This window comes from Paenibacillus antri (assembly GCF_005765165.1).
In the GTDB taxonomy this organism is placed as follows: domain Bacteria; phylum Bacillota; class Bacilli; order Paenibacillales; family YIM-B00363; genus Paenibacillus_AE; species Paenibacillus_AE antri.
The window spans coordinates 22,969-44,131 of the sequence record NZ_VCIW01000022.1; the positions used below are offsets into that span (position 1 = coordinate 22,969).

The 21,163-nt window shown below is 62.7% G+C and carries 15 protein-coding genes; 3 read left to right on the top strand and 12 right to left on the bottom strand.

The genetic code is table 11. The annotated features are described in order from the left end of the window. Positions 1-2 precede the first annotated feature (2 nt). From FE782_RS25780 to FE782_RS25795, 4 genes are all read right to left on the bottom strand, one after another. On the bottom strand, positions 3-1,097 hold the full coding sequence (locus FE782_RS25780; protein WP_138197247.1) for a Ger(x)C family spore germination protein: 1,095 nt from the start codon (positions 1,095-1,097) through the stop codon (positions 3-5). Continuing rightward, positions 1,087-2,622, bottom strand: a complete 1,536-nt coding sequence (locus FE782_RS25785; RefSeq protein ID WP_138197248.1) for a spore germination protein — start codon at positions 2,620-2,622, stop codon at positions 1,087-1,089. Before FE782_RS25785 ends, FE782_RS25780 begins: the two co-directional genes overlap by 11 nt. A gap of 139 nt (positions 2,623-2,761) precedes the next feature. Further along, a complete protein-coding gene (locus FE782_RS33155; RefSeq protein WP_274388767.1) occupies positions 2,762-2,890 on the bottom strand; it encodes a hypothetical protein in 129 nt (42 codons plus the stop codon). After that, positions 2,871-4,757: an AAA family ATPase gene (locus tag FE782_RS25795; RefSeq protein WP_202914608.1), complete on the bottom strand. Its 1,887-nt coding sequence runs from the start codon at positions 4,755-4,757 to the stop codon at positions 2,871-2,873. The genes FE782_RS33155 and FE782_RS25795 overlap by 20 nt, the downstream gene beginning before the upstream one ends. Positions 4,758-4,970: 213 nt before the next feature. Between FE782_RS25795 and udk the strand changes: the two genes are divergently transcribed. Then, entirely contained in the window at positions 4,971-5,600 is a 630-nt protein-coding gene (gene udk / locus FE782_RS25800; protein ID WP_138197250.1) for a uridine kinase, read from the top strand. A 30-nt stretch (positions 5,601-5,630) separates the two neighbouring features. Here udk and FE782_RS25805 read toward each other — a convergent pair whose 3' ends face one another. The 6 genes from FE782_RS25805 to FE782_RS25830 all read right to left on the bottom strand — a co-directional run bounded on the left by FE782_RS25805 (position 5,631) and on the right by FE782_RS25830 (position 16,562). After that, positions 5,631-9,554 (bottom strand): endo-1,4-beta-xylanase, encoded by a 3,924-nt coding sequence (locus FE782_RS25805; protein ID WP_158299552.1) that lies wholly within the window; start codon positions 9,552-9,554, stop codon positions 5,631-5,633. A 536-nt stretch (positions 9,555-10,090) separates the two neighbouring features. Then, positions 10,091-10,435 (bottom strand): nitrite reductase (NAD(P)H) small subunit, encoded by a 345-nt coding sequence (locus tag FE782_RS25810; protein WP_138197252.1) that lies wholly within the window; start codon positions 10,433-10,435, stop codon positions 10,091-10,093. 20 nt (positions 10,436-10,455) lie between these two features. Beyond that, the gene (nirB, locus tag FE782_RS25815) at positions 10,456-12,888 is read right to left on the bottom strand and encodes a nitrite reductase large subunit NirB (protein WP_138197253.1); all 2,433 of its coding nucleotides are present in this window, start codon (positions 12,886-12,888) and stop codon (positions 10,456-10,458) included. Between the two features lie 159 nt (positions 12,889-13,047). Next, positions 13,048-13,593, bottom strand: a complete 546-nt coding sequence (locus tag FE782_RS25820; RefSeq protein ID WP_202914609.1) for a hypothetical protein — start codon at positions 13,591-13,593, stop codon at positions 13,048-13,050. Continuing rightward, positions 13,590-14,060: a hypothetical protein gene (locus FE782_RS25825; RefSeq protein ID WP_138197254.1), complete on the bottom strand. Its 471-nt coding sequence runs from the start codon at positions 14,058-14,060 to the stop codon at positions 13,590-13,592. The genes FE782_RS25820 and FE782_RS25825 overlap by 4 nt, the downstream gene beginning before the upstream one ends. A 120-nt stretch (positions 14,061-14,180) precedes the next feature. Beyond that, entirely contained in the window at positions 14,181-16,562 is a 2,382-nt protein-coding gene (locus tag FE782_RS25830) for a glycoside hydrolase family 95 protein (RefSeq protein WP_138197255.1), read from the bottom strand. A gap of 130 nt (positions 16,563-16,692) precedes the next feature. Between FE782_RS25830 and FE782_RS25835 the strand changes: the two genes are divergently transcribed. Together FE782_RS25835 and FE782_RS25840 are read left to right on the top strand one after the other, a co-directional pair. Beyond that, positions 16,693-17,547 carry an AraC family transcriptional regulator gene (locus FE782_RS25835; protein WP_138197256.1) on the top strand — a complete coding sequence of 285 codons (855 nt, stop codon included), beginning with the start codon at positions 16,693-16,695 and terminating at the stop codon, positions 17,545-17,547. 115 nt (positions 17,548-17,662) lie between these two features. Next, the gene (locus FE782_RS25840; protein WP_138197257.1) at positions 17,663-18,064 is read left to right on the top strand and encodes a CHRD domain-containing protein; all 402 of its coding nucleotides are present in this window, start codon (positions 17,663-17,665) and stop codon (positions 18,062-18,064) included. An 81-nt stretch (positions 18,065-18,145) separates the two neighbouring features. Here FE782_RS25840 and FE782_RS25845 read toward each other — a convergent pair whose 3' ends face one another. Both FE782_RS25845 and FE782_RS25850 read right to left on the bottom strand, forming a co-directional pair. Further along, positions 18,146-19,156: a hypothetical protein gene (locus FE782_RS25845; protein ID WP_138197258.1), complete on the bottom strand. Its 1,011-nt coding sequence runs from the start codon at positions 19,154-19,156 to the stop codon at positions 18,146-18,148. A gap of 258 nt (positions 19,157-19,414) precedes the next feature. Then, entirely contained in the window at positions 19,415-21,160 is a 1,746-nt protein-coding gene (locus FE782_RS25850; RefSeq protein ID WP_138197259.1) for an allophanate hydrolase, read from the bottom strand. Positions 21,161-21,163: the final 3 nt, after the last annotated feature.

Sequence of the window (21,163 nt, forward strand, 5' to 3'; positions counted from 1 at the left end):
GGTTATTCCCCGACGCCGGTCTGAAAGATGTTCAACTTTACCGCGACTTCCGTACCGACGGACGGGTACAGTTTTTGGAATTCACGTTCGTTCCAACGCCGATCCCGGCTTCTGACCATATCGCCGAATCCGACGGGATCCACGCGGCGTTCCTTGAAATACTCCAGCAGCGCTTCGATCTCTCGCTCGATATACGCGGCCCCTTCGCGCTCCATCTTCGACAGCCCTTCGGGCGTTGCGAGCTTCACCTCTTCCGGCACTTTCCTCGCCAACGCTTCCAGCTCGATTCGGATCGAGATTTCGGGCACCGGGCGGACTCGCTTCACCTTGTACTTCGCCTTCGATCGGATGGCCTGGATCGCTACGTAGCTATCCCGGGCTTCCCGCGGCTCTTCCACGGGAATGAGCATACTTCCGTTCATCCCGTTTTCGATGAGCATCTTCAAGAGGAACGAATCCTTAAAGCCGATGACCCCGGCCACCCGGTCCTCCCGAAACAAGGCCGTCCCGCCGAGCTCCGGCGCTCCGTTCTTCGGGCGGAAGTACGGCATATACATATCGCGGCCTTCCCCGAAAAAGTTGAACAGAGACAAATGCAGATTCGTCGACGGAAGATTGCCGTTGCGAACGTTCTGCATCGCCATGTCGGACAACAGCGTCGATTCGTTGCGGTTCTTCGCCTGCTCCAACAGTTCGACGGCCTCCCCTTCCGTTACCGCGAGGATCATGCGCGTCGAGATCTTCGGATCCTTGCAGAACGTATCCAGCACGGTCCCGACCCCTTCCTTCGCGAACGATTCGCCGAATACCGCTAAGCCGATTTGTCCGTACTCCAGCGTTCCGTTCGACTTCATATTCAGGCTCGGAATCATGTTGAAGTGCGAGACGGAGTCGGTCTGAAGCAGTTCTACGTCGGCCTTGCTCTTCTTCGTATAGAGCGGGATCAACACCGAGGACGCCTCCCCTTTCTCGGACAAGTCGAACCCGGCCGTCTGTACGAGTTTCACTTCATTGACGATGGCCTGCTCCCCGCAAGCCGCGAGCAGCGGCACGAGCGCGATCGCGGTCCCCAGGCGGCTCAAGCGTCTAATCCTCATCGGCGTCCTCCCCCGCTCGGGCCGTCCCGGGCTTATACCTTTTACGCGATCGCGGATGCAAATATCCGGGCCGCTTGCTCGTCCATGGGAACGGCGGCCGGATGAGGCTGTCGTTCAAGTCCCCTACTCTCAAAGGATATACGGGGACGGTATACGGAGATCCCAAAGACGTTAATTTCGTTATATGTACCAGCAGGAAGCCGATACCGATGAATAAGCCGATCGCCCCCCATAGGGAGGACAGCACGATCATCGGAAAACGTAAAAATCGAATCGTATTGGACATCTTGTAGATCGGCGTCGTAAAAGAGGCCAATGCGGACAGCGCGACGACGATGATGAGAATGTTGCTCGTAAGCGCGGCTTCCACGGCGGCTTGTCCGATGATAATGCCTCCGACGATGCCGAGCGTCTGCCCGATCTTCGTCGGCAGCCGCGCCCCGGCCTCCCGCAGAAACTCGATGGTCAGCTCCAGGAACAAGACCTCGAATACGGGAGGGAACGGCACGTTCATCCGCGAGTAGATGAGCGGCCCGAGCAGATCCTGCGGGATGACCTCGTAATGGAACGTCGTGATCGCGATGTAGAACGATGTGGCGAACAAGGAGAACACGACCCCGCTAATCCGGATGATGCGGAAGAACGACCCTAAAATCCAAGGCAAATAATAATCCTCGGGAGAAATGAAGAAGTCGTGAAGGGTCGAAGGACCGGTGATAAAATACGGCGAGCCGTCGGCGATAATCGCGACCTGCCCGCTGACGAGCGCATAGACGACCCTGTCCCTGCGTTCGGTCGTCACGAACAAGGGGAACGGCGTAGCCGATTCGTCCGCGATCATCTGGTCGAGCAGCGACGTATCGAAGATGACGTCGAAGTCGATCGCTTCCAACCGTTGCCGCGCCGTCTGCACGTTCCGTTCGTTCGTCACGCCTTCGATGTAGACGATGGCGACCCTGGACTTGGACATCGAGCCGATCGTCAGCTCCTTCACGACCAGCTGCGGGATGTTCAGCTGCATCCGCAAAAGATGGACGTTCGTGTCGAGATCCTCGATGAACCCGACGTTCGGCCCGACCACGCTGAATTCGTTCTCGGTCGTATTGTCCTTTCGCATGCCGTGCAAGCCGGCAAGCGGGACTAAAGCGCATCGCTTCCGATCGCCGGTCCGGCGGACGAGCGCATGCCCTTTCAACAACTTAGACTGAATGACTTCGACGTTATCGGTCACTTCGATCTCTTCCGTAGGAATCCATCGCGAGAAGCCTTCAAGGCTGCGGATGTCGTCCGATTGCGCCGCATGCCGCTGCAGCGGTTCGATCAATCGCTTCTGGAGATGCTCCTTATCGACGAGCGTTGCGTAATACGCGACGGTAAAATCTTCTCCGGCGGAAGGAATGCGCATCTCTTGAAAATCGGTGGATCGCTTCGCTTGTTCGATCAGCAAGTCGAGGTCGTCGAATTCGACCTGTACCTTCGACGCTTCCCCTTGGTCCGGGGAGGGGGCTTCTAGAGTCGCGTCCATCGCATGGCTCCGTTTTCGTAAAAGAGTGATAAGAAAGGTTACTGGGTAGTTTGCCGAGGATTTCTTGTTTTATGTAAATATATAGAAAGCCGTTCCGCATGCGGTATGCATACAGCGGAACGGCTTCCGGGAAAATCGCTTATCGGCCGGACGAGCGGAACGTCGCGGGGATCGATTTCACGCCGAAGACGCGCATCGGCGCGCCGAGCGGCGGCGTCTCTCCTAACGCCTGCAGCGGCTCCCGGCGTTTAGCCTCGATCGATTGCATCGTCTCGGCCTTTCCTTCCTCCTTCTCCATCTCCATCCTCTTCTCCATCCCCATCCCCGTCTTCGCCTGCTCCGGCTCCGCCTTCCCCTTCGTCCCCGGCGTCGATCCCGCCGTCGGCATCGCCCTCGTCTCCGCCCGACTCCGACAGCGCCTCGGGCTCCTCCTCGAGCGGCTCTTGCGCCGGGGCCGCCTGCCGGGCCGCGTCGGTCGACATGCGCGAGACGATCAAAGGCAGCTCCGGCCTCGCATGCCCGTACAAACGTACGAAGATGTCCTCGATTTCTTCGCCGGTCAAGTCGCCGCGCTGCAGCAGCTCCTCCGCGATCGCATGGACGAACTCGGCCCGCTCCCGCACGAGCGTCTTCACCTGCGCCATCTGCTCCTTCAGCAGCTCGTTGATTTTCGGCCGCAGCGTCCGCATCGCTTCCGCGTTCGAGCCGACCGCCCGGAAGCTGAACAGATCGTCGCCCATCCCGACGAGGCCGAGATACGCGCCGGCCATCTGCGTCGCTTGCTGCAGATCGGAGGTGACCCCGTTCAGCTTCTTCCCGAGAAACTCCTCCTCCACGGCGCGAGCCGCGAGGCATACCTGAATCGCCGCCAGCATCTCGCTGTCGCTTCGATTATACCGCTCCCGCGTCGGTTTCGTCGCCGCCAGACCGAGCGCGCTGCCGCGGCGGATGATCGTCACCTTCCACACGCGCTCGTGCGGCTTCAGCAAATACTGCGCCACCGCATGCCCCGCCTCGTGATATGCCACGTTCCGCTTCTCGTCGTCGCTCATGGATCGAAGCGGCTGCTTCAGCCCCCACTCGTACGTCTCCATCGCCGAGCGGAAGTCGTCGTAGCCGGCCGCCGCCGCGCCGCGCTGATGCGCGATGACGACCGACTCGTTCACGATGTGCTTGATTTGCGCCGGGCTGTAGCCGATCGTGTCGAGCGCCGCCTTCTCCGCCGTCAGCGTGTCGTCCTTCTTGACCTTCTTCAGATAATATTGGAAAATGTCCACCCGTCCGTCATAATCCGGTACGTCCACCCACAGCTTTCTGTCGAACCGGCCGGGCCGCAGCAGCGCCGGATCGAGCGCGTTCGGCAGGTTCGTCGACGCGACGGTGAGCACCGACGGGCGCTCCGCCTTCGATCTTCGCAAGCCGAGCGATCGCAGCGGCTTGGCGAGCTTGGAGCCGTCGATGTTCGGCGGATCCATCTGCAGCAGCAGCTCGTTCAGCAGACCGGTGCCGGCCCCCATGCCGAAGAAGCCCGCGCCGCCCCCTCCGCCTTGACGCCGCATGCCGATCGCATCGATCTCGTCGATGAAGACGATGCAGGCGCCGTACCCCTTCGCGAGCTTGCGCGCCTTCGCGTACAGCCGCATCACCTTCAGGTTGCCGACGCCGAAGAACATGTTCTGCAAGCTCGGCGCCGAGGCGTACGCGAAGGGCACCTGCGCTTCGTTCGCGATCACCTGCGCGAGATACGACTTGCCCGCGCCGGGAGGTCCGCACAGCAGCAAGCCGCGGATCGCCTCGCCGCCCATCCGTTTGAAATCCTTCGCGCCCTTGAGCAGCATCGCGATGCGCTCGGCGTTTTCCACGATCTCGGGGTTGCCTCGGTAATCGTCCCGCGTCGCGCCCTGCTCGCCGGGGAGAACCCAGTACGTCCGGCCTCGGGTCAGGAACCAATACAGCGCCAAGAACTGAATAATAATGAATACGACCGCGAACAGCATTCGGAACAATAGGGAGAGCACGCTCAACATCGCTTGCCATACGGGCGGCCCGCCTAAGAAGATCAGCGCGCCCAGCGCCGCGACCGCGCCCGCTCGAACGAGCGGCAGCCGCCACTTGATCCATCGGTACCTCCGCATACCCTCACGTCCTTACGCCAGGATGGAACCGTCGAGCGGCCTGTTCCGGAGATTTTCGGGGCAAAATACGACAGTGTAAATATATGAGGTTCGGATCGCGTTCAGACATAGGGGGGGACCGTTCGGGGCCGTGATGAAAAAGTTTCGACACTATGCTACAATACTTGAATTGCTAACGACTAAAGCACTACACCGGGAGGTTCCCAGCAACGCATGCTTATCATCGGTATCGCCGGCGGCACCGGCTCCGGCAAAACGACGGTCGCCCGCTCCGTCATCGAACGGCTCGGCTCGGACAAGGTCACGTTCGTCTCTCAGGACAACTACTACAAGGACAACCCGCATCTGAGCTTCGCCGAACGGGAGAAGATCAACTACGATCATCCCTTCGCGTTCGACAACGACTTGTTGAGCGAGCACCTCGGGCGGTTGAAGCAGGGCCTCGCCGCCGACGCGCCGGTGTACGACTTCGCGTCGCATGCCCGGTTCCAGGATCGGACCGTTCGACTTTCGCCCAACAAGATCGCGATCATCGAGGGGCTGCACGTGCTGTCCGACGAGAAGCTGCGGCAGCTGCTCGACATCAAGGTATTCGTCGACACGGACCCGGACGTGCGCATTCTCCGCCGCGTGCTGCGCGACATTCAGGAGCGCGGACGCTCGATCCAGTCGATCCACGACCAGTATTTGAACACGGTGAAGCCGATGCACGAAGCGTTCATCGAGCCGTCGAAGAAATACGCCGACGTCATCATTCCCGAAGGCGGGCATAACGAGGTCGGCGTGCAGCTGTTAACGATTTTAACGGAAAAGTATTTGAACGCCGAAGGCCGGTTCGCGTAAGCGACCGGCCTTCCGTGCGTGCTTCCCCGATTATTTCTGTCCGGTCCGGACGGACGCGATGGCCGACGGCGCGGATTCCCCGTTCGGGTGGACCGCCGTCACGCGATAATAATACGTCGTTCCGGATGTCAGCCGATTGACGACGAAATTCGCGTCGTCGATCGGGTGCTTCGTCGCCTTGACGAACGGCCCGTCGGCCGACGGCGCTTGGTAGACGTGGTACCCGATCGCGCCTTCGACTTCGGCCCACTTCAGATGCACGACCTGATGATTTTGCGCCTTCGCTTGAACGGACGCCGGCTTCGGCAAGCTCGCGAATCGGAGCGTGCCGAGTCTGGACGCGTTCATGTACGATTGGCCGGTCGGATCGCTCCACATCGCCACGCTGTTCCGCGTCCCGTCGCCGTCCTCGTCGTTGTTGACCTGGAGGTCGAAGCCGATGACCGTGCCGTCCTGCGGCTCGATCGCGTCGAGTCGGATCGCCGCTTCCACGACGTAACCGCCGTCGACGAGCTTCGTTGCGGAGGCGTAATTGTCTTGCGTCGCATGGCCGCCCACCGTCTTCACGTTCTTGAAGTTGATGCGGTACTGTCCGTCGTCGTCTTGGTAGGAAGCCGACTTTCCGTTATTTTGGTCAACGAATATTTCCACCGAATCCTGCTCCCACGCGTTCGCGCTCGCGTCGCTCAGCCGCGCGTCGGCGACTTCCGCATACACGTACAAGAACCGTTCGTCCCATAACGTCCGGAAGGCTGCGGTCGAGCCGCTCGTTCCCTCGACCCAGACGCCCGTCGCCTGCTCGCTCGCATGCGCCCATACGGCGTCGAGCTCGCCGTCGACGACCGGCGTGCCGTAGCCCGTCTCCGCGAGCTTCGGCGCTTCGACCAGCGCGACCGCGCCGTAGCCGTTCGAATCTTGGTGCTGTATGTTGCGCGGATCGCTCCAAGAGACGATGGCGCCGTTGCGTCCGTGCTCCGTTCCGTCTTGGACGCCTTCGTGCGTGACGCGGAGGTCGAAGGCGATCAGGTCGCCGGCGGAAAGCGCCGCGTTCATCGGAATCGCGAACTCAGCGACGTATCCGCCCTCCGTCTCCGTCGCGGCGGACCCGCTCCGCGGGAATTCGAACGCGCGGATGGCTCCGTCGTCCACGAACGCCTCCAGCTTGTCGCCCGCCGACGCGACGTCGTCCGCGACGAACGCTCTAACGTACAGATGCCCCTCGTCCCAAAGCGTCTTGAAGCTGGCTCCGAAGCCGCCCGCCCGCTCCGTCTCCATGGACGGTACAGCGCTCCACGCTAGATCCGCCTGCCCGCCTGCGATCGGCGTGCCGTACGCGGCGGTTCCGGATTTCCTCACGATCGGCAGCTTGGAAGGCACGATCTCCTTCACTGCCTCCACGATGCCCCAATATGCGTACTTCGCCTGGTACCGCTTGTCGAACGGGAACGGCGCGTCCTGGCGCGTCGTGCCGCGGTTGTGGAGCCAGGTGTGATCGTCCGCGATGCCCCAGAGCGTCACGTTGCTGATCCAGCCGTTCGGGTTGCCGGCGGCTTGGCCCGCCTCGTCCAGCGCGACCAACGCTTCGAACAGCTCCTTGTACCGGTACCCTTGTTTGATCAGGACGTCTTCCGGAATCGGGTCGTAGCTGTCGCTGTTGTTCGTATATACCGAGATGTCGAGCTCGGTAATCTGATTATCGAATCCCGCCTCCGCGAATTTCCGGATCGAATCGGAGATTTGTTGGATCGACGGGCCGCTCACATTGATATGCGTCTGGTGGCCGACGCCGTCGATCGGCACGCCCTCCGCCTTCAGCTCCATGACCAGGTCGTACAAGAAGTCGCGCTTTCGCGGATTGTGCGTGCTGTAATCGTTAATATACAGCTTCGCGGTCGGATCCGCGGCTCGCGCCGCCCGGAATGCCGTCTTGATGAAGTCTTTGCCCGTAAGGCGGTACCAGTAGCTGTCCCGCATGCCGTCGGGCCGCCCTTCGTCGATCACCTCGTTGACAACGTCATAGGAGTCGGCGATGTCGGCGAACTCCGCGACGACTTTCGTAATGTACGCTTCCAAGCGGTCGAGAACGAGCTCTTTGTTTTCCGGCGTCGCCGCAAGCCAGTTCCCGTTCGCGTCCTTCAGCATCCAGTCGGCGCCCTGCGAGTGCCACAGCAGCGTGTGGAAGCGCAGCCGCATGTCATGGTCTCTCGCGTATTGCGCGATGGTTTGCGCGGAAGCGATGTTGTACGCGCCTTCGCTCGGGCTGATCGAGCCGGGCTTCATCGAGTTTTCCGCGACGATCGCGTTGTAATGCTTGTTCAGCAGCGGGGCGACCGCGCCGGTCAGCTGCGCCGGCTCGACGGCCGCCCCGATATCAAAGTAGTCCGCGTAGAGATCCTTCAGGCTGTCGAGGCCGGTTTGGATCGGAAGCGGTCCTTCGACCGGACCGACGTACGTCAAAGCGAAGTCGTCCATATAGAACGATCGCGGCTCGCCGTCGTCGTCCGCCGTCTCGACGTACGCGTTCAAGACCGTCGGCGTCGTCCGCAGCGTAAACTTGCCCGCGAGCTGTACCCACGCCCCGTCGGTAACCGTCGCGTTCGCGGACACGTTCGCGAACGCGCTCTCGCCGGACTGCACGCTGAGCCGGAGGCGCGTCGCTTCTTCGCCGGGCGCCATCTTCACCCAAGCCGACAGGTTGTACTCATGGTTCTTATGCATCTTGCCGAGCACGTTCAGCAGCGGCCCGTCGTATTGCCCGGAGGCCGTCGTCAGCAGACTCTTAGAGCCTCCGCTCGTATGGTTATCCGCCGAAGACACTTCGATCATGCCGTCTCCGAATCGGCGCACCCAGCCGCCTAACCCGTCCTCGAAGCTCGCCTGCACGCCGGTTTGATCCAGATCGCCGGGTTGTTCCGGCTCCGCGCCCGGGGTGACGTCGACGACCTTGAACTCGTCGAGGTATACGTCCGCCGTGGAGGTCGATCCGTCGACGGACTCCAGATATACGAGGAAGCCGGTCGTATCGCTCGGCACTTCATAACCCTTCAGCTCGAACGTCGTCCACGCCGCTGCGTCGACCGCCGTATTCCCGATGATCCAATTGTAGCTGTCCTGGCCGCCCGAGGTGATCTTCGCCGTCAGGTGGTACGTGTCCGCCCCTTCGCCGAGGCGAACCTTGAACGTTAGATCGTACGCCCGGTCCGATCGCAGCACGCCGCTTAAGTCGCGGCTGAGACTGCTTGCGCGGGATTGACGGTTCGACAGCTTCAGCGATTTGCTTCCGTCGGACGCGACGCCGGAAGCGATCGACGCTTCCCCTGAGCCTCCCCATGCCAGCGGCCCCCAGCCGCCGAGCTGGCCGTCCTCGAAGCTTTGGTTCAAGACGACCGCGTTCGTCGTCGGCATCGCGACCAGCTTCACCCGGAAGCCGTCGATATAGTAAGAAGCCGTGGGGCTGTCCGATTCGACGTACACTTGATACCGCGAAGCCCGAGGATCCAAGACGAAGCTGCCCTTGATCTCGATCCAATCGGAAACCGACGCTTGCGCCGAGGCGATTCCCTTATACGTCTCGGGATCGCCCGACGGCAAGCCTTCCTGGTTGACGGTCAGCCGAATCGCGGCGGGACCCGAGCCGTCCGCCAGCTTGGCGTATAACGAAAATTCGTACGTTGCTCCCTTCACTAAGGAATCTACATAAGTACCCGGACCGTTCCAGGATTGCGTACGCCCGGTCGTCTTCAGGCTCCCCGTCCCGTCGTGCGCGGTTTCGGTCGACGCCGCGATCGTCTCCGACCCTCTCGCAAACCAACCGTCCGTCCCGGTCTCGAACTCGTTCGCGATGACCGTCTCCCCCGCGGCGGCGGCCGACGCGGCCGGCCCGCCTCCCGACTGCGGCAGCAGCAGCGCCGCCGTCAAGAGCACGGGCAACCATCCCTTCCACTTCTTCCCCATCTCCGCTTTCCCCCTAAGCATAATTTCGTGACTCGTGCGTGCATGCCGACATCTGACGCTCGTCGTATGGAAAGCTTCTCTATCGTCCGTTATGCATCCGCCATGGTCCCCTCCTCGTCGCCTCGCGTCCGTAATTTCTAAAACGCTTACATAAATATTCGTTTCTCTCCTCCTCTCAAGGCATCATACCTCCGGAGCTGCGCCTGAAAAACCCAATGAAATATAGTTGTTACTCGAAAATCTTTATGCCGAATCCCGCCGTCGAATCTAGACGAAAACCGCGGGTTCCTCGCAATATAAAAATTCCGCGCCAGGAACCGAAGGCGAGGCGCGAAAGGCAGGCGGTATGGCGCTGAGTTCGCGTAACATGAGCAAAACCAGCCGCGATCGTTCAGCTGAGCGAAGGTCAATCCAGGAGAAGGAGCGCGGGAACAAGCACCTTCAACCCTCATGGAACCAATCAAACTTTTATACTTTGATATTTTTAAAAAAAGACGGCCGCGCGGAGATTGCCCCGCGCGACCGTCCTTCCCCTCTTATTCTCCAGCCGCGTACACCTTGCCGTCCTTCACGACGAGCGGGAACGTCCGCACCCGCCCTTCGTCCGGCGCCTGGACGACGCCGTCCGTGAGACGAATCTTCCAATCGTACAGCGGATCGTAAAGAAACTCGCCGCTGACAATGCCTTCGGCCAAGGAGCCGGGATGCTTCTTCGCGTTCGGGTGCCGGTTCTCCAGCGCGAACATCCGCCCGTCGCTCAACCGGAACACCGCCAGCTCCGTGTCCTTCGCCCGCACTCGTCGTCCCATGCGCTCCGGGAACGCGGAGAGTTCGCCGATCTCCACCAACAATGCGCCGCCGCCTTCTTCCTTCGCTAGCATACGATTCGTCTCCTCCCTCATTACGAATGCACCTTGTCGAATAACGTCTCCTGCAGCGTCTCGCTGTCCACGACCCGCTTCCACGGATCCTCGAGCTGCGCCAGCGCCTGCTCGACGCGTTCGTTCAGCGCCTTGCGCCCTTCGACGTCGTCCACGACGGCGGCGCGAACGGCGTCGAGGCCGATCCGCTCCACCCAGTCCGACGTCCGCTCGAGATACTTGCCCGTCTCCCGGTAGTACTGGATGAACGCGCCGCTGATTTCGATCAGCTCTTCATCCGTCTTCACCTTGCACAGCAAATCCGCGCCGCGCAGCTTGATGCCGCCGTTCCCGCCGACGTAGATTTCCCAGCCGCCGTCGTTCCCGACGATGCCGAGGTCCTTGGTGCCGCTCTCGGCGCAGTTGCGCGGGCATCCGTTGACCGCCATCTTGAACTTCGCCGGCATGTTCAGCCGCTCGAACTTCTTCTCGAGGGCGATGCCCATGCCCATCGAATCCTGCGTCCCGAACCGGCAGAACGTCGAGCCGACGCACGTCTTCACGGTACGCAGCGATTTCCCGTAGCCGTAGCCGGACGGCATATCGAGCTCCGCCCAGACCGCGGGCAGGTCTTCCTTCTTGACGCCGAGCAAGTCGAGCCGCTGTCCGCCGGTGAACTTCACCATCGGCACCTCGTATTTTTCCGCGACCTCCGCGATCTTCTTCAGCTCCTTCGCCGTCGTGACGCCGCCGTAGATTCTCGGGATGACGCTGAACGTGCCGTCCTTCTGGATGTTCGCATGCAAGCGCTCGTTGACGAACCGGGACGCATCGTCATCGTCCGCGTCTTCCGGCCACAGCATGCCGATGTAGTAGTTCAGCGCCGGTCGGCACTTCGAGCAGCCCTCCGGCTGGCTCCAGCCGAGCACCGCCATCGCCTCGCGCACATGCGTCAGCCGCTTCTCGCGGATCGCGGCGACGATCTCGTCGCGGCCCATCGTCGTGCAGCCGCAGATGCCCGCGGGCGCCGCGCCCGCGCCATCGTACGATGCGCCGAGCGTCAGCTTCAGCAGCTCCTCCACCATCGGCTTGCAGCCGCCGCAGGAGCGCGTCGCGTTCGTGCACGCCTTGATCTGCTCGACGCTGGCCCAGCCCTGCTCCCGAATGCCGCCGACGATCGTCCCCTTCGTCACGCCGGCGCAGCCGCAGACGATGTCATCGTCGGCCATCGCCGCGACGCCCGTGCCTTTGGCGGCCCCGCCGCCGCAGCACCCGCCGCCGCCGACGAGCTCGCCGTGCATCTCCGGCGTGAGCGCCGCCTGCGCCTTCGACCACTTCGTCAGCTGCGTCGACAGCGACGCGTCGCCGAACAGGACGCCGCCCACGACGCGGCCGTCCCGAAGCACGACTTTCTTATACGTGTTCTTGAACGGGTCCTTCACGACGATCGATTCCGTATCCTCCGCGTCCAGGAACTCCCCGGCCGAGAAGACGTCCATGCCGGAAATCTTCAGCTTCGTCGAGGTGACGGACCCGATATAGCCTTCCGTCTCCGCCCCGCACAGATGCTTCGCCAACACCGCGCCTTGCTCGTACAACGGAGCGACGAGCCCGTACGTCACGCCGCGATGCTCGACGCATTCGCCGACCGCGTAGACGCCTTCCGCGCTCGTCCGCAGGAAGTCGTCGACCCGGATGCCGCGTCCGGTCTCGATGCCGCTCGCCTTCGCGAGCTCCGCGTTCGGGACGATGCCCGCCGCCATCACGACGAGGTCCGCCGCAAGCGTCGATCCGTCCGCGAACCGAAGCCCCGCGACGCGCTCCTCCCCGAGCACGGCCTCGGTCTTGCGCCCCGTCATGACGTTCAGCCCGCGCCGCTCCAGCTCTCGCCTCAGCATGCCCGCCGCCGGCGCGTCCAGCTGGCGCTCCATCAAGCGGTCCATCAGGTGAACGACCGTCACGTCCATGCCGAGCTGCTGCAAGCCGCGCGCCGCCTCCAAGCCGAGCAGGCCGCCGCCGATGACCGCAGCCGAACGATACCGCTTCGCCGCGTCCATCATCGCCTCGCAGTCCGCGATTTCGCGGAAGCCGATGACGCCCGGCAGCTCCGCGCCGGGGATCGGCAGACGGAACGGCTTCGAGCCGGTCGCGAGGATCGCGACGTCGTACGACGCCTCGAGGCCGGCGGCCGTGCGGACCGTCTTCCGTTCGGTGTCGATCGCGACGACCTCGTCGCCGACGACCAAGCGAATGCCGCGCTCCTCATACCATGCGTAGTCGTTCAGGATAATGTCTTCCATCGTTTTACTGCCCTCCAGCACATAGGAGAGCTGGATGCGGTTATAATTAGGATGAGGCTCCTTGCCGAAAATCGTGACGTCGAACTTCTCCGGCGCCAGCTTTATAATATGTTCAAGCGTCTGCACGCCCGCCATTCCGTTCCCGATCAACACCAGCTTCGTCTTGTTCGTCATGATTATCCCTCCGTCTCGGTGCTAGAATCTACACCGATTGTACCGGGGAACGGCGAGGGACGATGTGAGAGATATCACTGCCCCGCGTCGGCAAAAAAACAAAAGAAGCTTGCGCCGGCGATGGTCGGCGACAAGCTTCCACGATCCCTTCTCTTACCTTTACGATATGCTTGCCTTGTGCGCCAGCGCGTCGCATTCGGCCCCCTCCGAATCGCCGCCTCTGCCGGCGGTTTTCAAATACCGATAGAAGCAAATTGTAACGGTCTGCATCGTCAAGAAGACGACGATGTTATATTCGAATCGATATCCCTTCTGGTACGTCGTCATATGCATCCACTCGGACACCCACTGCACGCCCGTGCCGAAGATCGTCCAGCCGAGAATATAAAGCACCACCCACAGCTTCTTCCGAATTCCCAGCATCTCGTAGAAATTCACCATGAAGTACCCGTACGGAGCGAACATGATGTACACGAGCAGGTCCATAATCTCGTACCGGTTCGTATCGTTGACGACGTAGAAGTCCATCAATCCCCCGCCGATCGTGAAATCGAACAGCGTCGCGCTCGCAAACCCCCACACCAACCCGAGAATCATGTAACTGACCGGCACTTTCCTAGGCAGCAAAAACACGGCCGCGTAAGCGGCGACCGTCATGCCGATCACATACCATTCGTTGCGGTCGAACTGCTCCCACAAAATCAAGACGGCGTCCTCCTATATACGGTTTTCCGATACAGACGCAGCAATCCATAAACGATCGCCAGCAGCGCGGCGTAAGAGATCGCGTCATATCCCAGATTCCATTTCTCGTATTTGGCGATCTCGAAGTATACCCCTAACCCGTTCAAGCCCACTAACGCGGCTAGGACGACGGCAACGGACGCAAGCGCCGTCCAGACCCGCTTCGCGCGAAACACCGCGTTCATCGCGATGACGAAGATCATCGGGACGCCGACGCTCCGATTCAGAATGAATCCCGTATAAGCAACCCCGTCCTTCGTAAGCTCCACCAGCTTCAACTCCTCGGCGATGATCCACGAGGCATTGATGACGAGCGTTAGGGAGACCAAGAAGACGAAGGCGTTTTCCAAAATGGTCAACCGTTCTTGGAACGAGTAGAAGATAAATATAGCCAGCCACGACGCGATGAACATCACGACTAACCCCATGAATGAACGCTCCCTCCTGCACAGGAATACATCCATCTTTTCCCACGGGGGCCATACCCATACTTCTTCCGAAAATGAAAAAAGGGACGCCTCCCGGCGTCCTAGCGTCCCTCATGTAACCTATGCCTTCGCCGACAGCCGGTATTCCGTCCCTGCGACGGCGTCGAAGCGCAGCGTGCCGTCCGGTCCCGCCTCCGCCGCCGCGGGCGTCCCGTTCGCCTCGAGCCGCATTCCGGCGGCCCGCGCGATGGCGACGACGCCGCTCCGGCTCGGGCGTACGGTCGCCGCGGTCAATCGGCCCTCCGCCCAGGCGAGGTCGACCTCGCAGCCGCCGCGGGCGCGCAGGCCGCGAACCTCCCCGCTCGACCAAGCGGCGGGCAGCGCCGGCAGCAAGTCCAGCACGCACTGATGCGATTGCAGCAGCATCTCCGCGATCCCCGCGACCGCGGCGAAGTTGCCGTCGATCTGGAACGGCGGATGCGCGTCGAACAGGTTGGCGTAGACGCCGCCATGATGATAATTTTCGCCTTCGTCCTCCTTCACGAGGCGCAGCAGGTTGCCCAGCAGCCGCAGCGCCCGGTCGCCGTCGCCGAATCTCGCCCACAGGGCGACCTTCCACCCGAGGCTCCAGCCGGTCCCGTCGTCGCCGCGGCGCTCCAGCGAACGGCGGGCGGCCGCGAACAGCTCCGGCGCGTCTCGTTCCGTCAGCGTGCGCCCGGGGTATACGCCTACCAGATGCGATACGTGTCGGTGATGCACGTCTTCGTCCTCGAAGTCCTTATACCATTCCTGAAGGATGCCGCCCCGCCCGATCTGCAGCGGGAACAACCGCCCCAGCGCATGCGCGAGCTCCTCGCGGAACGGCTCGTCCGTCCCGAGGATCGTCGCCGCTTCGATGCAGCTTGCGAACAGCTCGCGGATGAGCGACAGATCCATCGTGGACGCCATGCTGACGGCCGCGACGCCGTTCGCCGTGCGGAACTTATGCTCCGGCGACGTGGCGGGGGCGGTGACGAGGCGGCCTTCGCCGTCGTCGATCAGCCAATCGAGGCAGAACGACGCAGCCTCCTTCATGACCGGATACGCGCGTTCCCGGAGGTACGCTTCGTCGCCGCCGAACGCGTAATGCTCCCACAGATGCTGCGTCAGCCAGACGCCGCCCATCGGCCAGAACGCCCACGAGGCGTCGCCGTCGCCGTATCCGCCGACGGGCGCGCTCTGCGCCCAGATGTCCGAGTTATGATGCGCCGTCCACCCCCGAGCGCCGTAGTTGATCCGAGCCGTGTCGGCACCGTTCCGGGCCAGGTTGCCGATGAACGTCAGCAGCGGCTCGTGGCAGTCCGCCAGGTTGCCCGTCTCCGCCGGCCAATAATTCATCTGCGCGTTAATGTTGAGCGTATAGTTGCTGCTCCACGGCGGCCGCGTCGACTCGTTCCAGATGCCCTGCAGGTTGGCCGCTTGGGTGCCCGGCCGGGAGCAGGCGATCATCAAATAACGGCCGTAGTGGAAGAGCAGCTCGACGAGCCCGGGGTCGTCCGCGCCGAACGCCGCGATCCGCTCGTTCGTCGGCAGCTCTTCGCCGGGAGACGCGCCGTCCCCGATCCGAAGCCGTACTCGGTCGAACAAGGCGCGATGGTCGGCGACGTGCGCCGCGCGGAGCGCCTCGTACGGCTTCCCCGCGACGCGGTCGAGGTCGGCCTGGACCTTCCGCTTCGGGTCGACGCCCTCCTGGCCCGGCGGCCGGTCGAAGCCGGCGAAGCTCGTCGCCGCGCAGAACGTCAGCGTGACGCGGGTCGCGCCGTACACGTGGATGCCGTCCGCGTCCGCCCGCGCGATGCCGTCCTCCGCCGTCGCCTGGAGGCCGCCGCAAAATCGCATCGCCTTCGTGGTCTCGGCGTCTCCGTACCGAATCGGATCGTCGACCGATTCGTAATTGGGAGCTACATGCTCTGGAGCGATGCCTTCCATGAGATAGCGGTCGCCGTCGGCGGCTCCGGCGTGGCGCAGCGGGCTGTCCAAGCGCGCGTGCACGCGCAGCGCGCCGGGCGCGCTCGCCTCGAGCCGCACGACGAGCGCCTGATCCGGATGCGAGACGAACGTCTCGCGGCGGTAGACGACGTTCCCGACGCGATAGACGGTCGTCGTCACGCCCGTCTCCAAATCCAGCGCGCGCTCGTATTCCCGGCACAAGTCGCCGTGCTCGAACCGCAGCGTAAGGTCGCCGAACGGCAGGAACGATTGCGTGTACGGCCCCATCATCTCCTTACAGAGCGCGTCCGCTTCCTCGTAGCGTTCTTGCCGGAGGAGCTCCCGCACCCGCGGCAGCGCGTCGCGCGCGCCCGGGTTGTTCCCGTCCTTCGGATACCCCGACCACAACGTATCTTCGTTCAAGGCGATCCGCTCCCGCTCCGCGCCGCCGAACGCCATCGCGCCGATCCGACCGTTGCCGATCGGCAGCGCTTCCGTCCACGCCTTCGCCGGCGATCGATACCATAACCTCATGAGGCCACCTCGTCTCTTCATTCTTCGATGCATTGCTTTCATTATAGAAGAGCGATAAGCTACCTATGAACCGTCCATAACGGACAACCCCTTGTCCATTTCGGACATAAGCGACCGGAGGAACCCGCCCATGCACATGCCTTTGCTGCCCCAAAGAAGCAATCCCGTTCTGCACGATCGCGCCAAGCTGCCCTTCGCCGTGTACACGGTCGGGACGGAGCATCAACAGCCGATCGCGCGGCTGCGAGGCTTCTCCGCCCATCAGCTGTTCCTGACGTTCGCCGGCAGCGGCCGCTTCCGAACGTTGGACGGTTCGGGGTGGCGAACGCTGTCCGCCGGCACGCTGTTGACGCTGCCCGCCGACTGCCCTTACGAATGCGTCCCCTTGGGGGACGAGCCATGGCGGATCGGGTACGTCTCCTTCGCCGCGGAGGCGTCCGAAGGCTGGACCGAATGGATCGTTGGCGGACGGCCGCGATTCGCGACGATCCGCGAGCCCGAGCTCGCCCTAGCGGGTTTGGAACGGATCTGGGACGTTTGCGGTCCGGCATTCGACCCGTGGGCGGCCTGCGAGCGGCTGTTCGCCTACTGCTTGCTTCTGAAGCGGCAGACGGATCCGGAGGCGGCGCCTCCGCGCGAGGCCGCGACGGCCGACGACGGCGGGGCGTACGCCGAACGAATTCTGGACGCGGCGATTCGATATATGCACGACCATCTCGACCGCCCCGTCGCCATCGCCGAGCTCGCCGGCTGCGTCGGGTATTCGCAGCGTCAGCTGACGCGGCTCTTCCGCCGCAAGCTGAAGACGACGCCGCTCCGATACTTGCAGGACTATCGGCTTCGGACGGGAGACAGCCTGCTGAAAGACAATTTGCAGCTCACGATCGCGCAGACCGCGGCTTCGGTCGGGATGAGCCCGGAATACTTTTCCAAAATGTACAAGAAACGCTTCGGCCGGCTCCCCTCCGAGGCGCGCGTCGACTGACGTCCGCGTCCCCGCGGATACGTTCGCCCGTTTTCCCTTGCGTTAGGTAGACAAACAAGCCGTTCCGGCCGCGCCGCATATGCTTTTTGTAGAACGCATAAAGGAGTGGTTGCGAATGAAAACGTATCGCGCCGTCTTACTCGGCGGGAACGAAGTTCCGCCCGTGCGCACGTTCGCGACGGGGAACGTCTTCTTCCGTCTCAACGAGGCCGGGAATCGGTTGTTTTTCCGCATGGTCGTCCGCGACATCGCGAAGGTGACCCAAGCGCATATTCATCTAGGCCGCAGAGGGGTGAACGGGCCCGTCGTCGCCTTCCTCTTCGGCCCGTCGAAATTCGGCATCACGACGAGAAGAGGCGTCGTCTGCGGCTCGCTGACGCGAAGGGATCTCGTCGGCCCGCTGCAGGGCGACCCGCTGCGCGACCTGATCGCCGAGATCGACCGCGGCAACGCCTACGTCAACGTGCACACGATCCGGCACCCGAACGGCGAGATCCGCGGCCAGATCGTTCGGTAAGCGATGCTGTATCTCCTTCGCGCGAAAGAAGCCGTCCGAAGTCGAATTCGACTTCGGACGGCTCCTTTTACTTGCGGGCGGTTATTTCCCGTTCCCCTTCGAATCGAGGCGCATCTCGAATTGCGTCCGCGCGCCTTCGCGGTACGTCTTCACGTCTTCGACGTCGGCTTGCTGCCCGTCGACCTTCTCGAACACTTGCCAATCCGACGCCTCCAGCGCGTCGAGGAAGCCCGACACGATCTGAGCGGTGATCGTGTCCGGATACGCTTGGACCGTCTTCTCGTAGCTGGCTTTCACTTCGTCGAGCAGACGGAACGTGTCGAAGTCGAAGACGGGCGTGTTGTTCAAGCCGTACAAATACGGCATCAGGAAGCGAGTATGATACATCTCCTTCGCCCGCTCCGTCTCCGGCGCGTCCGGATATTGCACGAGATAAGCTTCGTACGCGACGCCCCGCTCGGCTAATTCGTCCCAGCCGATGATCAGCGCCGCGTCGGACGCCATCTTGTCGTCGGACTCCAGCGCCAGCAGCGCGAGGTAATCCTTCAACGCCGGCGACAGGCGGTCGGCGTACTTCTTCAGCATGCCGTAATCCACGACGGGGTAAATCATTCCCTCGGCCGTCTCCAGCTTGTAGCCGCCCGCCGCCTTCGTCAGCGCCAGCTCTCGAATCGCTTCGTCTTCGATCGCCTCCAGGCGTTCCGCGGCGATCGGCCAACCGAGGCCGAGCAGCGCCTCCTGCACGTCGGACCCGTAATAAGCCTCCGACGTCTTCTCCAAATCTTCTTCATAGAACGCAAGCAAGCCGCGAATCATCGCGTCGGCATGCTCCTGCGACGCGTCTCCGATATGTTCGTCGAGGAAGGCGAGCAGCTCCGAAGCTTCCTGCGCGCTCGTTATCAGCTGCTCGAAGAGCTCTATCGTCGCTACGCCGTCGGCGGACGGCGTAGCCGCATTCGATTGCTCCGAAGCCGCGGGAGCCGGCTCCGAATTCGCCTTCGCCGCCTGCTGCGCGCAGCCCGTTAAGGCCGGGATCGTAAGCGCGGCGGCTAGCGACAAGAGGGCTGTATGGCGTGGCATATGTTTAAACATGGTACATGACATCTCCTTTTCTCGATTCGTTCGATTGCCTTGCACTTACTCACTAACAGACGGCAAGAGCGCCGGGAATGTTTCTTCATCCAGAATGTGGATCGGTCGCGAGGTCCCGTCGCGTATTCTTCGATCCAACCTGCGGTTCGACAGACCGGTTCCCGCCAAGTTCGGCATCAAGGAGAAGGAGCTCGGAACAAAAAAAACGGGTTGTCCCGAAAGTAGATACATCTACTTCTGGGAACAGCCCGTTGCTTGCTATTTTCTTACGATCGAGTCCTCCAGCCCTCTCCAGCCGCCGAACGCCGTAATGTCCTCCGCGCCGACCGTGCCGACCGCTTCGCAGACGAATCCGGGCACCTCCGTTCCGCCCTGCAGCTCCACCTTGCCGATGCCGAGAGGCGCGGGAATGCCGGCGACGAAGACGCCGAACGTCTCGAGCGGCAGCTCCCAGATTTCCAACCGAATCGACGCGCCGCCCGACTCCGTCTTCACCAGTCCCGGCTTCGCCGGCTCGGTCGGCAGCTTATACATGCGGTACTTCGCGGCCGTCGCATCCTCGCGAACGAACCTCCCCCCGTACCGACGCATCTGCGGTTCGAGCGGCAGTCCGCGCATATGCAATCCGCAGACGGCGACCTCCGTCGTCGGCGTTCGGACCGCGAATCGCCGGGCCGCCGCCTCGAGCAACCCTTCCTTCCCGGACGACGCGAACAACGTGACGCCGAACGGCAGCTCGGGTGCCGCCTCGCCGCAAGGAACGGACACGGCGCACAGGTCGAGCAGGTTGCAATGATTCGTGTATTTGCCCATCGCGCTGTTGGTCGCGATCGGATCGTCCCTTACCTGCTCCCGCGTCCACGTGCCTCCGCACGTCGGCATGACGAGCGCGCCGTCGCCAAGAAGACGCTTCGCTTCGCTCTTGAAGCGCTGCAACCGGTGCGCCGCGGCGAAGACGGACGCCGCGTCGTACGTCCCGCTTGCGCCGGAGCGCAGCACGCGTTCCGTTACGGGCCATGCCGTTCCGGGATGGGCCTCGATGAAATCGCCGAGCCCCGCCCAGCGCTCGGCGACCCACGGACCGCCGTATAAAATTTCCGCCGCCTGCGCGAACAGCTCGACGTCGATGCGTTCGACCGGCAGCCCCGTCGCTTCCGCCCGCTCGACCGCGGCGTTCCAGGCGGCTTCGTATGCCTCGGCGTAAGGCCCGTAGAATTCAAGCGGGCCTTTCGGTACGAGCAGCTTGGATGGGAGCGACGAAGGCAACCGCGGAATCGGGCGGGACCACGGATCCAACGCATCCTCCCCCCGCACCGCCTCGTCGACCGCGAGCGCATCCTCCAACGTATGCGCGAACGCCGTCACGCAGTCCAAGCTGGCGCAGGCCGGCACGACGCCTCTCGTCGGCCATGCGCCGACGCTCGGCTTCCAGCCGTAAAGCCCGTTCAACGCGGCGGGCACGCGCCCGGAGCCGGCGGTATCGGTCCCGAGCGCGAACGCCGCATGCCCTCTCGCGACCGCGACGGCCGACCCGGAGCTCGATCCCCCGCTGATCAATTCCCGCCGCAGCGCGTTGTGCGTCTCCCCGTACGGACTTCTTGTGCCGACAAGTCCCGTGGCGAACTGGTCCAAGTTCGTCTTCCCCATCGGAATCGCTCCCGCGGCCACGAGCCGCTCCACGACGGTCGCATGCGTCTCGGGGACGTAGGCGTATTCCGCGCAAGCCGCCGTCGTCGGCAGGCCGGAGACGTCGATATTGTCCTTCGCCGCGAACGGAATCCCCCACAGCGGCGCTTCCTTCGGATCGATCGACCGCAGTCGTTCCAGATAAGGCTTAATGCGCTCCGGCTCCGGCGGCGTTATCCAGACGTTCATCTCCGCATCCTCGTTCGCGCGTCGAACGAGCTCCCGCACCACGTCCTCTGGCGTGATCGTTCCTGCCGCATACTGCTCTCTCAGCCATGCTATGGATAACCGGATCGGTATTTCCGTCTTCGTCGCCATTCA

Bases quoted from the DNA above. Each gene is read 5' to 3' on its own strand.
- FE782_RS25780 (WP_138197247.1), bottom strand. From the start codon at position 1,097: ATGAGGATTAGACGCTTGAGCCGCCTGGGGACCGCGATCGCGCTCGTG.
- FE782_RS25785 (WP_138197248.1), bottom strand. From the start codon at position 2,622: ATGGACGCGACTCTAGAAGCCCCCTCCCCGGACCAAGGGGAAGCGTCG.
- FE782_RS33155 (WP_274388767.1), bottom strand. From the start codon at position 2,890: ATGCAATCGATCGAGGCTAAACGCCGGGAGCCGCTGCAGGCGTTAGGA.
- FE782_RS25795 (WP_202914608.1), bottom strand. From the start codon at position 4,757: ATGCGGAGGTACCGATGGATCAAGTGGCGGCTGCCGCTCGTTCGAGCG.
- udk (WP_138197250.1), top strand. From the start codon at position 4,971: ATGCTTATCATCGGTATCGCCGGCGGCACCGGCTCCGGCAAAACGACG.
- FE782_RS25805 (WP_158299552.1), bottom strand. From the start codon at position 9,554: ATGGGGAAGAAGTGGAAGGGATGGTTGCCCGTGCTCTTGACGGCGGCG.
- FE782_RS25810 (WP_138197252.1), bottom strand. From the start codon at position 10,435: ATGCTAGCGAAGGAAGAAGGCGGCGGCGCATTGTTGGTGGAGATCGGC.
- nirB (WP_138197253.1), bottom strand. From the start codon at position 12,888: ATGACGAACAAGACGAAGCTGGTGTTGATCGGGAACGGAATGGCGGGC.
- FE782_RS25825 (WP_138197254.1), bottom strand. From the start codon at position 14,060: ATGGGGTTAGTCGTGATGTTCATCGCGTCGTGGCTGGCTATATTTATC.
- FE782_RS25830 (WP_138197255.1), bottom strand. From the start codon at position 16,562: ATGAGGTTATGGTATCGATCGCCGGCGAAGGCGTGGACGGAAGCGCTG.
- FE782_RS25835 (WP_138197256.1), top strand. From the start codon at position 16,693: ATGCACATGCCTTTGCTGCCCCAAAGAAGCAATCCCGTTCTGCACGAT.
- FE782_RS25840 (WP_138197257.1), top strand. From the start codon at position 17,663: ATGAAAACGTATCGCGCCGTCTTACTCGGCGGGAACGAAGTTCCGCCC.
- FE782_RS25845 (WP_138197258.1), bottom strand. From the start codon at position 19,156: ATGTTTAAACATATGCCACGCCATACAGCCCTCTTGTCGCTAGCCGCC.
- FE782_RS25850 (WP_138197259.1), bottom strand. From the start codon at position 21,160: ATGGCGACGAAGACGGAAATACCGATCCGGTTATCCATAGCATGGCTG.